An 11963-nucleotide genomic window follows, 5' to 3' on the forward strand; every position below is an offset into this window, starting at 1 on the left:
GGTAGCTAGATTAATTGAAAAGCATTAAATAGTGAAAAAGACGATAAAATCGCCTTTTTCACACTGAAGGTGGGAGTAATATATTTTACACTTCAGGCACAAAAGACAGTGCCTTTTCCATCACCTCAATACCAGCCTCTTTTTTGTGGCCATTTTCTGATAAGTGACGGCGAAAGCCTCGCGCACCAGGTTGGTTTTGAAAAATACCCAACATATGACGCGCGATATGCCAAAAGTTTGCGCCATTCGACATCTCACTTTCAAAGTAGTCATACATGCTTCTTACCACCTGATGGCGAGTTTGCGTAAACGCAGCTTCGCCATACAGTAGCTCATCAACTTGCGACAACATAACCGGGTTACTGTAGGCTTCGCGGCCAACCATTACACCGTCAAGATGAGCCAAATGGTGCTGACACTCCTCAAGGGTTTTAACACCACCATTAATACTTATGTGCAGATCAGGGTAGTCTTTCTTTAATTGATAAACACGGGGGTAATCAAGCGGTGGGATCTCGCGATTTTCTTTCGGGCTTAACCCTTGCAACCACGCTTTTCGAGCATGGATAATAAAATCATCACAGCCAACGGCCTTTGAAGCTTCAATCAACGCCGTAAGAAACTCATAAGAGTCTTGTTCATCAATACCGATGCGTGTCTTTACTGTAACCGGAATACTCACTTGCGCCTTCATTGCGGCCACACAGTCGGCAACGAGCTGAGGTTCAGCCATTAAACACGCCCCAAAGCGACCATTTTGCACACGATCTGACGGGCAGCCTACATTCAGGTTTACTTCACTGTAGCCATATTCTTCTGCGCGTTTAGCGCATTCTGCTAATGCTTTAGGATCAGAGCCACCCAACTGTAGCGCTACCGGCAATTCATGCGCACCAAATGCCAAATAATCCCCTTTACCAAAAATAATCGCACCTGTGGTGATCATCTCAGTATAAAGTACCGCATGTTTTGTCAGTTTACGGTGAAAGGTTCTGCAATGTCGATCCGTCCAATCCAGCATGGGTGCAACGCTAAAGCGGCGAAAGGCGTCAACGCAGTGGTTCGGTGTTTGTGGCGCTAAGGGCGGAGTTGGTTGTTGGCTCATGGTATGACTTTCTCAATCAGATTTGCTATCAGCGAGCTGCACTAACTATCTATAGCAGTACATAGCTCAAATAGGTGATTGCGTATTATACCGCAGCTTCTAATACTTCTTAAGTATAAATACACAAAAAAGCCGCAAGCCCTTGAACTTGCGGCTCTTAACCTGCCGGGCTTGTGGCCTTTTGATGACTTATAGATAACGCTCTACTTCCGCCATTTTATTTTTTGCAAACTGGCTATTTGGGTTGATGGTAAGTAGTTGCTGGTAGTGCGCAAACGCTTGTGCATATTGCTTATTTAACTCATACGCTTGTGCGATACTGCTGTGGTAATAGGGCTGCTCGTTATTTTGCGTCAGCGCAAATTTAAAGATTTCAATGCCATTATTAACTTCGCCATTTTCAACAAGTTTGTTGCCCCACTCCACCAAAATCTCTAAATCATACATTACGCCAGTATCTTGTTGCGCTGTTGCAAACGTCGCGGCAAAGTTGCTAAAGCCTCGCTCATCTGTGAGCTGCGATAAGTATGCCATTGGCTGATAGGCCTTTTGCTTACTTGGCTCATTAAATTCTGGAATATAATATGCGGCAATATCATCGACAAAAGTAATGGGTAACCCGCCCAGTAGATTAGTAAGCACGATTACTGACACCTTGTCTTCAGGATAGGTGATCACTGTCACCGCGTCGCCACCGCTGGCACTGATCGCTGAGTGATATTTGCGCTGCGTTACCTGCCAGCCCATTGCATAGCCGTTTTCTTTGTTGTTAAAGGCCTCAGTGCGACCATTATTCAGCTTAACTGGTGTCCATAGCATATCCAGCTCTTTAATTAGTTTACCTTGTTGTAACGATACAAGATAATTAGCCAATTCTGTTGCAGTTGAGCTCATTCCTGCTGCAGTTCTTAGTATGTAAGGGAATTCACCGTAAAAGTTTTTATAGTTCCCCTCACCTAAATGAATATATTGACGAGCCTGATGAGGCACCATGCGTTCAAGATAATCAAATCCAGCTTGCGCCGTTTGCGGCATATTGGCGCGTGCTAACTGCATCTTGGTAATAAAAGCAGGAAACCCTTCTGGTACATATTTATCAATAATCTTACCCAAAATCACATAGCCAGTTTGGTTATAACTAAAACGCGAATTAGGTGTAAATTGAAAAGGCTGCTTTTGTACAGCTTGCCATGAGGCCTCTGCATCGTTTGGGACAATGGTTTCTAAGCCAGCACTTAATTCGAGGATAGGCGGTAACCCAGTTGTATGACCCATTAACTGATTAATTTTGAGTGGCTGCCAAGCCTCTGGTAACTCCGGTAAGTGCTTACCAATTTCATCATCAATATTTAAATAGCCTTGCTCAGCGAGCTGCACAATTGCAACACCGGTAAACGCCTTTGTCATCGAGTTAATCGGAAATAATGTCTGCTCCGTCACTGGTACTTGATGCTGTAAATCTGCAAAACCATAACTTCCTTGCTTAACAACTTTATCGTCCTTAATAACGGCCAACTGTAAGCCCGGAATGTGTCTTTCTTTCATGAGGGTTTTGATCAGCTTATCGACCGACTCAGCTTTGACCAAAGATGAAAATAATGCTGACCATAACAGCGTGCCAAGCCATAACACAGTTGATAATAATACTTTGTTGTTCTTATACATGTTCGTTCCATTGCTCATTTCGTTTGAGAGATAGTGCTATCTTTCCAAGTACTATACCAATATTAAAATTCATTTATAATCAAAAGGTTAAATTAGATCTAGAGCCATTTGTAGTAAAAGAATTAATAAAAAGTGGTGAGATGGACAAAGAAGTGGTGTATTTAACAAGAAGTAGTAAAGTGGAAGTCTCAAGCGTAAACATCTCATGTTGGGATGTTTACGCTTGAGGTGTGAGTCAGCCTATAAGCCGGGTTCTGTTCTCTCCCGAGGGAGATCGATAATCATTCGTCTAGGCCTAGGATCGCTCCTAGGCTCAAGCAACCTACCCGGTTCCGATGCGGGCCACACCATAAGGAACCCTATTTGGTCTTGCTCCGGGTGGAGTTTACCTTGCAACCAACTGTTACCAGTGGCCCGGTGCGCTCTTACCGCACCCTTTCACCCTTACCGGTCCCGAAGGACTTAGGCGGTCTTCTCTCTGCTGCACTTGTCGTAGGCTCACGCCCCCCAGCCGTTAGCTGGCACCCTGCCCATTGGAGCCCGGACTTTCCTCCCCCTGATCATTTTCGTCACAGGCAGCGATTATCCGGCTGACTCAGGCGGTGGATTATACGCAGTATTATGCCAAATAGATATAGCCCATTATTGATAAATTGTTTCCGCAATAGTTTGCTTTTGGCTTTTCATTAGGTGCAGTTGAACAATGACTAACACCAGTATTTGCAGAGCAGCTCCGAATCCAAGTATATACTCGGCTTGAAGTGGCTCTATTGAAAATTGACTTTGCAACCAAGGACTCAGCAATAGCGATAGCAATCCTCCCAAAAGTACCCCAAGCATGCAAACAAGAGTAAACTCTCCGGCAACGGCAATGCTTTGTTTACGGTGACTGATCCCAAGCGCACGTAATATTCCCATAGTTTTTTGTCTCGCCACAAAGTTAAACTTTACGACCCCCCAGACAGTTGCAAAAACCACCAACATAAATGCCCCCATCACAGCAGATAGCATAGCGCTCAATGCAAAATCTTTTCTCAGTCCAGCAGCGCGATAGCTTGGTAATGCGCCGCTTTTTGCTATTACTCGCTTTAGCGCTTGCTGTTGCAGCGCATTCTCCAGCATACTTTGTGCTATCGCGGTGTCTGTATCTGGCGCAAATTTCACTAACATCGATGTCCACTTGCCCAGCTTCACTTGAGGTAACACGACCACAAACTGGCCTCGTGTAGATTTAAAGTTTGCGCCCACCAGCGGATCAATCACTCCTACTACGGTATAGCTACTATCACCTGCGGTGATAACTTTGCCAACAACAGAATATTCACCAAACAACTTGAGTGCGAGCGCCTTGTTGATTAAGGCCACACTGGTATCTTCATCACTACTGACCACATCATTCGAAGTAAAGTTTCTACCTGCAATGATGTCCACCGCCAGGGTTGGGACAAACTGCTCATCGGCATAAAACACACTACTGGTTAATTCATCATTGCTATTGGGCTGCTGTAACTTCAGCTCAGGACCGCCACCTCCAAATGGCACGGGGGTCGCAAAACTGACAGTCTCCACTTCAGCCATCGCTAGTAGTATTGCCTCATCCTTTTTCGCTTGCATATCATAGTCAACATCCTGTTCAAGGTACTTGAGCCATACCGAGAATGTTGTTTCACCAAAATGAGGCGTGTGCTTTATCTCTCCTTGTGCTTTATTCAGCACTGCTGCGGCATTCACCATCACCAACAAGGCTAAGGCAATAATAACGGCCATCAACAAATAAGGGAGTTTTCGATACGCTAAAAATTGAAGTGTTGTTTTTATTATCATTTCTTACCTCTGCACCGTTAACCCATCAGCATTACAGTACTTACCTATTGGCAATGCACTGGCCAAGAATACACCAATAAAGCATGTTGCCACTGCCAACATCACCGGCACTACATTCATATTGGCGACCTGTGCATAACTGCTGCCATACAGAAGCTCCATGTAAGACAGCCCTATTGCTATAAATATCACGCCTAGCAAACATCCAAGTGCAGTTAAAACACTTAACTCCGCTAACAACAGTTTTATGAGATATTGCTTTGATGCGCCTATGGCTCGGTATACGTTTAAGGCATGTTGTCTTGAGGCATAACTTGCAAAGAGCAACCCTGCAACACAGAGCAAGCAAATTAATAAAAATACAATCGCCAAAAAGAGTAGAAATTGACTATCACTATTAACTACTTCGTTTTCACGCAACCATTGAGATGGGGTCAGTAGTCTAAATTTATCTTGACCGCGTAACATTCGGCCAGATTGGTGTAGCGCGTTTGCATACCCAGCCACACGCTGCTCATAGGCTTGCATTTGTGCGCCACTGTCAAAACTAACCCACAGCTGTAACCAGATAATGGTGGTATTAAACACGTCCTGAAAACCACTCAGCGGCTCATTGCGCCACCCTAATAAGCGCCCGTGTGGCAAGACACTGTTTTTAACTGCGGTAGAAAATGGAATGAACACGCCCTCAATATCTGAGTATGGTGCTACATGTAAATCGTATATCTTAGGTGTCATGCTAAATTCAAACAGCACACCGACAACCGTATAGGGACGATTATCTAGCATTAGCGTTTTACCAACGCTATTTATACCGTTAAATAATTGCGCGTTTGCTTGTTGAGACAAAACTACCACCTCAGTTTCATCATGCTCATCTTGCATAGACCAAGCATTTCCATATCGAAATGGTATCGCAAATATGGAAAAAAAGTCGGGGGTGGTAGCTCTGGCTGTGAATTCATAGATATAAGGCGAATCAGGTACTTGTGACACGAGCTTTGAGTCGTAAGTTAAAGCACTTTTACCCATTTCGTTCAGTGCTGCGAGCTGCTTTGCATCTTGATAGCTCAGAAGCGGCGGAGAAAAGTCAAACTCTTTGTCTGGACTCCAATCATCTAACAACACATATCTTGTAGTGTGCTCAGCATATGACATTGGATTACTAGACATGACGTGATACACAGAATAGGTAGTGCCAAATGCCCCAAGGCCGGTGGCGATAAGTAATATAACTAATGCACTAATCAAACTCTGTGACTTAAGGTTATTAACTAACGAGCCTAACCGCATGAAGCTAACTCCTGCTGCTGAGACTCTATGATATTACCGTCCGACAACATAATTTGCCTCGTTGCCAACTGTGATAAATGCTCATCATGCGTCACCATCAAAATGGTGGTGCCCTCTGCATTAATTTCTTTCAACAGTTTCATAATTTCCATTGCCATTTGCGAATTCAAATTCCCTGTTGGTTCATCGGCGAGGATAACTTTAGGCTCTGAAATCAATGCACGCGCAATCGCAACCCGTTGTTGCTGACCTCCAGAGAGCAAGAAATGCTTATGATCCATTCGCCCTTTTAGTCCCATCCTTTCCAGCTGATATACCGCTTTTTCTTTTGCTATGGCAGAGGAGACACCCGCTATTTCTAGCGGCAACATCACGTTATCTAGCACCGTCATCTCAGGTAATAAATTAAAATTTTGGAAAATAAACCCAATATATTGATTTCTCAGCTGCGAAAGCTGTTGGTCTTTCATTGTTGCAACGTCTGCTCCCGCTACTTGTAAGCGCCCTGACTGAAACTTCTCCAACAACCCGATTGTATTTAGTAACGTTGTTTTTCCTGCACCGGATGGCCCAACGATAGAAACAAACTCTCCTTCCTCAACTGCAAATGACAGCGAGTTAAAAACCTGCGTCTTAATATTACCGACTTGATAATACTTTCCGAGTTCACTGGCTTTGATAATGGCTTTTGACATCTTACTTCCTCTTATTATTAACCACCCAAAGACTGATATTTAGGTCTTCCTACCGTCCATAGCAGTTTACTGAATAAAATAAATACCAAGAGCCATAGTAGTTGTAACTCAATTGCACTGAGCCCTGTGACACTTTGGCTTGGTAAAACTTGTGAAATTGGTGCGTGAAAAAGTGCAGCAAATGGAGAATAAAGGGCTATTTCTCCTAGCCATTGAGGCAAAATACTCAAAGGTAATAACTGACCTGAGAGCAGCATCATAAAGCTAAATAAAATATCTCTTAGCCCAAATACCTTTTCCAACCACAATGATAGTAGACCAATAACCTTTTGAATTTCAATTAATAGTAATAAAGACAACCATGCTGAAAACGTGAACATCACCCAACTAAAGACGCTACTTTGCTGAGGGGCGAGCCACACTGCAATGACCAGTACAGGCAAGGCGAACAGGGCATCAATCCCAGGTCTGGACAGGTTTTTTATTGAGATTAGCGTTAAATAATTGAAAGGCCGACAAAGGAATTTATCCAGTCCTCCTTCATTAATATCACTCCATACTTGATAGTTCACAGTATATGCTGATGATAAAAATGAATTGATAAAATGCACTAAAAAATAATACATGACGATATGTTGCAAGCTGTAACCCGCAACTGAGTCAGTAAAGTGAAATATCCCTTGCCATAACATGTAAATAATCAACAACTGCAATGGATGCGATAACACCCAAGCGTACAAGTTTGTTCGAAAGTGGGTTGCTTCTTTTAACTCTAACCGGAGTAATTGTAATACGCTCATCTTACCCCCCTAACGAGTCGTAACGGCGCAAAGCGCAGCGCCAAAGCCAGACAAAGCCACATAGCCAGAAGAGTAAAATAACTCCCTGAATAATCAGCATCGAGGCTGGCTCGTCATACATTCCAACAAGAAACATGACCGGTATAGATGACACTAAACCAATGGGCAAAACATAAATAAGAAAGTGCTGTAATAATTTAGGAAATAAAGTGATGGGATAGCGCTGAAAATCGCCAAAACTATTGATTAAATAAAATAACCTGTCCACATTACCAAACCAAAATGCACTCAGTGCAATACAACCCTCCATCAGTACCAGCGTTAAACTGCCCACCAAAATAGAGATTGAAAAGTACACAAAAGATAGCGTAGTAAACTGGTAGTCATACACTTGGTCCATAAAGAAGAACAAAATGCTACAAGTTAATAATGAATGGCCCGCAGCCCAAATCTTGGTATCTTCAGCTAGTAACGCTAACAAAGGGGAAACTGGACGACAAAGGTATTTATCAAGTTCACCGTTGATCACCTTGCTACTCATGGTAGTGAATCCGAAAAATAGCATTCTGATTGAAGAAAATATTAAGCCAACCAAAATAAGTAGTGCCAAGCTCCCTTTGTCCCACTCACCCAGTGGTGAGTCCAGTTGTCGTAGTAACGCATCCCAAAATAAAATAAAGATCCCCTGATAGATAAGGATGTGTATGATACTAATAATAAAATCACTACGAAATACCGATAAATCTTTGAGTGACAACTGCAAGAAGCGAATAAAAACCATGCTATTCATAACGTATTTCTCGCTGCAGTCATAAAGTGATGAATGGCATGATCTAAGCTCGGTGGAGAGAGGTTGACGTCTTTCACGCTAGGGTGAAAAGCCAGCCGTGACAGCGCTTCTTTCGCAAGTTCAGTTGAGGTCTTTATACGATAGTGATTATCTTCTATTAATTCGTATTCGAACTCAGACAACAACTGGCTATCAAGCGCTGAGCAGGTTTTAATTTCTAATACCTTAACGTGCTCCAATGACAAGATATCCGAGGTTTTACCATCAAATAGCACTGCGCCTTGCTCCATTATCACACTGCGCTGACAATAGTGATGAACATCTGCCATATTATGAGATGTCAGCACGATACTCGTGCCTTCATCTCGATTAAGTTGCAACAAGAAGTTCATCAAATTGAGCCGCGAAACCGGATCCATGGCAATGGTTGGCTCATCCAGAAAAATAAGCTGTGGCTGATGTAACAACGAAGCGACAACTTCAGCTTTCATGCGCTGACCCAAAGAAAGTTTTTTCGGTGGCGACGACAACAAATCTCTGAGTCCAAGCAACTCGCTGAGTTGCTCAATGCGACGCTCACTATCTTGGCGGCTGAGTTTGTAGATAGAGGCATAAAGCCGAAACGACTCAATGATAGCCACATTCCACCACAGTAAGCTCTTTTGCCCAAACACGGCACCAATTTTCTTGGTGTACGCTTTGCGCTCTTTAGATGGGTGATGCCCAAGTACCGTAAGCGAACCAGCATCAGGCTGCAAAATCCCTGTGAGTAATTTCAACAATGTTGACTTGCCTGAACCATTCGCCCCCAACAGCCCCACAAACTCACCTTGCTGAACGGATAGGGAGACGTTATCAATAACATTGATATTCTCTTTTGGTGGTGCAACAAATTGTTTTATCGCCGCAATAACCCCAGTTTGGGTCGACGCCAAAGGTCTTGAAAACGTCTTACTCACGGCATTTGCTTTTATCACTTCCATATTTTACACCTCAAAACATTTCCACTGGAGGTTCAGGTAACTTTGCACATAAATAGTCAGGCGCATAAAGTCGGCCATTAATCAATTGAGCGCGGTAATAGCAACGTTGACGCACATTGCATTGCTGAAAATGATCACAGTCAAAACATGGCGTCCCCTCATACTCTTCTCGTGGCGGATCTAGCAAGTATTCCAATGCTTCACCATTCCAGATATCGCGAATAGAAGATTCTTTCACGTTGCCAATTCGAGCCTGTTGATAAGGCATAGTGCGATCGCATGTCGCACACTCTCCATCAGAGCCGATTACCAGTGCCGTCTTACCACCCGCGCAAGAACCAAAGCCAGGGATCGATACAGACACTTCTCTTTCACTCTTCACGGAGATGTTGCCTATTTCAATATCAGGGTATTGTGCTGATATTTCGTTAACAGCATTAACTAGCCACTCTCGTTGCTGCTGATTAATTAGCAGATCATCATCATGTTTATGTTCAGAACGTAAATAGCTCGACATGCCAACATCTGTAATACCCTTTTCTTCAATGAGGTATCTCAGTAAGTCTGGGATCCCATCAATATTCATGGCCGTCACAACAATATTAGCGCGAACATTCAAATCATATTTCTGACATAGCTCAATAGTTTGGTTAATTTTTGGCAGCCAGTTTTTTACTTTCACAATGGCATCAGCAATTTTTGGGATTTTGCTATCTATACTGACCTGAAGCGTATCTAACCCCGCCTTTGCTAGGCGCTCGATTAAACTCTCCCGTAGTGGCATTTTGGTTGACACATCTACGAATACATCATGCTCAAGCAGGTACTCAATGATCTCTATCATGTCTTTACGTAAGAAAGGATCGCCACCATGCAAATTGACATACTTCACCCCAAGTGCAACACACTCAGACAAAAACTTAAATGCCTGCTCTGTTGTGAGTTCATTTGGCGCAATTTCATTGGCTTTTAATGTCGGGATAACACAATAAACACAATCAGCAGGACAACGATTTGTTGTCATCCACACCACAGTATTGGGCACCTCTAGTTTATTTTGCCAGGGTGTTGGCTCGGCTTGATATATAAAGTCCTCGGCATCATAACGTGCATTAAGCTCAGTAAAAGCATGGTCTTGCACGTCGATAAAGTCAGCCGTTTGAACAAGCAAATCGCTGATGAGCTGCTGCGCTTCACCTTGCTCAAAGTCAAAAATTTCCATCAATCCATCTCGGATATCCGTGGTACTGTTTTCACCAGTACTCAGTGCAAGCACCAACGCGTGCACCACAGATAAAGAGGCAAACTTCTCTCCCTTATCGACAGTAAATAAGATGACGCGATTGGACTCTTTGACTAGTCGTGATTTATCTTTTAGCTTTAAGAATTGATTAACAAACACTTTTCACCCCCACCATATATTTGCATGCCCCTTCCTGTGGGCCATATAATGTTCCCGTTGACATGTAAGCACCGTAGTAGCAACGTCCGCGAATATTACAGGTGTCAAAACTGTCACAGGTATAGCAGGGAGTGCCTTTATACTTATCTCTTGGTGGGTCTAACGATTCTAATAAGGCCGTGCTATTCCATGCTTCAAAAACACTTTGATTCAACACGCTGCCAACTATCATGTCTCCGCCAGGTAGCTTCTTATCGCACTTGGAAATGTCCCCATTGGGGTAAAACAATAATTGTGTACGGCCGTTATGGCAGACAAAGCCGTCAATATCATAATCGATGTCTTTTTCTATCTGTTCAGAGCGATAATACACTTTCAACTTTGGCTGGGTGGCTAAAAAAGTGTCAACCGCATCGCGGACTTCGTGCATTTGTGCCACTGAGGCGTGTAAATCATCATCATGACGCTGGAGGTTATCAGAGTAGGTATCAATCGTGATGGAGTGAGCGCCAAGTCGCTCTAGAGTTTCTAACGTTTCAGTATAGGCATGAGCATTAAGCGAAGTTAACAGTGACTTCGCGTGCACACGTATTCCTTCTGCGACCATATTCTCAACGGTTTGGCCGATTTTCTTGGCAAACCCACCAATTCCAGTGAGTGACTTCGCGGCCTCTTTTTCTAGGCTATCAATGCTGAAAAACGCATCTTTCAACCCAGCAGCTGCAAGCTTTTTAGCATTCTCTACACTCACAAATTGTTTACTGATGAAGTCAGGAGTTAAACCGTGTTGTAACGCATATACCATGACTTCATAAATATCTTCACGTAGTAACGGCTCACCGCCTGTCAGTAGTACTTCTTTGCCACCAAGCTGCGCGGTTTCTCTAATCAATCTTTTTATGACATCAATATCAACAGAGGAATCTTCCGTTTTACTACTTAGCGGTGCACCTTGATAACAATACACGCATTTACGGTTACAAAAGTCAGTAACAAGCCACTGTAAAGTCATCGGAAATGGCGAGCGATTACCTTTAAATACGGTTGTTCTAGTCGTCAGTGGTGTATGTTGACTTAGCGCTCGTACTTGTGTTCGGACAGCCTCTTCATCAATAGTAATACCTGAAGGCTCATGCTGCTGTGAAGTAAAGTGACGTTCAAAAACCACATCAACATCATCTGTAATTTCTTGTGCATGTTCTGGCGCAATATCAAAATGACGCGGTAAATCTTCCACTATTTTTTCAACTGTCCACTGCTTATCTAACAAAGACAGGATATAGACAACCAAAGGGTGTAACTCAATACTAGGCGCTTCTTGCTGTCCCGCGATGGGAAAGTAATCAAGCGAGTAGCTATCTGCGTGTTGGTGAATGACACCAAGTTTTCCAAATCTTCTCATCGCC

10 protein-coding genes and 1 other RNA gene are annotated in these 11963 nt (G+C 43.3%); all 11 read right to left on the reverse strand.

All coding sequences use genetic code 11. The features are described 5' to 3' along the window. Window positions 1–85: 85 nt before the first annotated feature. The 11 genes from dusA to EAG18_RS04200 all read right to left on the reverse strand — a co-directional run bounded on the left by dusA (window position 86) and on the right by EAG18_RS04200 (window position 11959). Window positions 86–1105, reverse strand: a complete 1020-nt coding sequence (gene dusA, locus EAG18_RS04150) for a tRNA dihydrouridine(20/20a) synthase DusA (RefSeq protein ID WP_125251141.1) — start codon at window positions 1103–1105, stop codon at window positions 86–88. A 189-nt stretch (window positions 1106–1294) separates the two neighbouring features. Continuing rightward, window positions 1295–2770: a serine hydrolase domain-containing protein gene (locus EAG18_RS04155; RefSeq protein ID WP_125251142.1), complete on the reverse strand. Its 1476-nt coding sequence runs from the start codon at window positions 2768–2770 to the stop codon at window positions 1295–1297. Window positions 2771–2997: 227 nt separating this feature from the next. Then, window positions 2998–3368, reverse strand: an RNA gene (gene rnpB, locus EAG18_RS04160) — RNase P RNA component class A. Between the two features lie 44 nt (window positions 3369–3412). Next, window positions 3413–4594: an ABC transporter permease gene (locus EAG18_RS04165; RefSeq protein WP_125251143.1), complete on the reverse strand. Its 1182-nt coding sequence runs from the start codon at window positions 4592–4594 to the stop codon at window positions 3413–3415. A gap of 3 nt (window positions 4595–4597) precedes the next feature. After that, complete coding sequence (locus EAG18_RS04170) at window positions 4598–5887, reverse strand: ABC transporter permease (protein WP_125251144.1); 1290 nt, start codon at window positions 5885–5887, stop codon at window positions 4598–4600. Next, a complete protein-coding gene (locus tag EAG18_RS04175) occupies window positions 5878–6582 on the reverse strand; it encodes an ABC transporter ATP-binding protein (protein WP_125251145.1) in 705 nt (234 codons plus the stop codon). Before EAG18_RS04175 ends, EAG18_RS04170 begins: the two co-directional genes overlap by 10 nt. A 17-nt stretch (window positions 6583–6599) precedes the next feature. Next, a complete protein-coding gene (locus tag EAG18_RS04180) occupies window positions 6600–7382 on the reverse strand; it encodes an ABC-2 family transporter protein (RefSeq protein WP_125251146.1) in 783 nt (260 codons plus the stop codon). A 1-nt stretch (window position 7383) separates the two neighbouring features. After that, window positions 7384–8172, reverse strand: coding sequence for an ABC-2 family transporter protein (locus EAG18_RS04185; protein ID WP_125251147.1), 789 nt, complete (start codon window positions 8170–8172; stop codon window positions 7384–7386). After that, the gene (locus EAG18_RS04190; protein WP_125251148.1) at window positions 8169–9155 is read right to left on the reverse strand and encodes an ATP-binding cassette domain-containing protein; all 987 of its coding nucleotides are present in this window, start codon (window positions 9153–9155) and stop codon (window positions 8169–8171) included. Before EAG18_RS04190 ends, EAG18_RS04185 begins: the two co-directional genes overlap by 4 nt. A 10-nt stretch (window positions 9156–9165) precedes the next feature. Beyond that, complete coding sequence (locus EAG18_RS04195; protein WP_125251149.1) at window positions 9166–10557, reverse strand: radical SAM protein; 1392 nt, start codon at window positions 10555–10557, stop codon at window positions 9166–9168. Further along, on the reverse strand, window positions 10547–11959 hold the full coding sequence (locus tag EAG18_RS04200) for a radical SAM protein (protein ID WP_185745551.1): 1413 nt from the start codon (window positions 11957–11959) through the stop codon (window positions 10547–10549). The genes EAG18_RS04195 and EAG18_RS04200 overlap by 11 nt, the downstream gene beginning before the upstream one ends. Window positions 11960–11963: the final 4 nt, after the last annotated feature.

This window comes from Pseudoalteromonas sp. J010, assembly GCF_003934235.1.
Classification (GTDB): Bacteria; Pseudomonadota; Gammaproteobacteria; order Enterobacterales; family Alteromonadaceae; genus Pseudoalteromonas; species Pseudoalteromonas peptidolytica.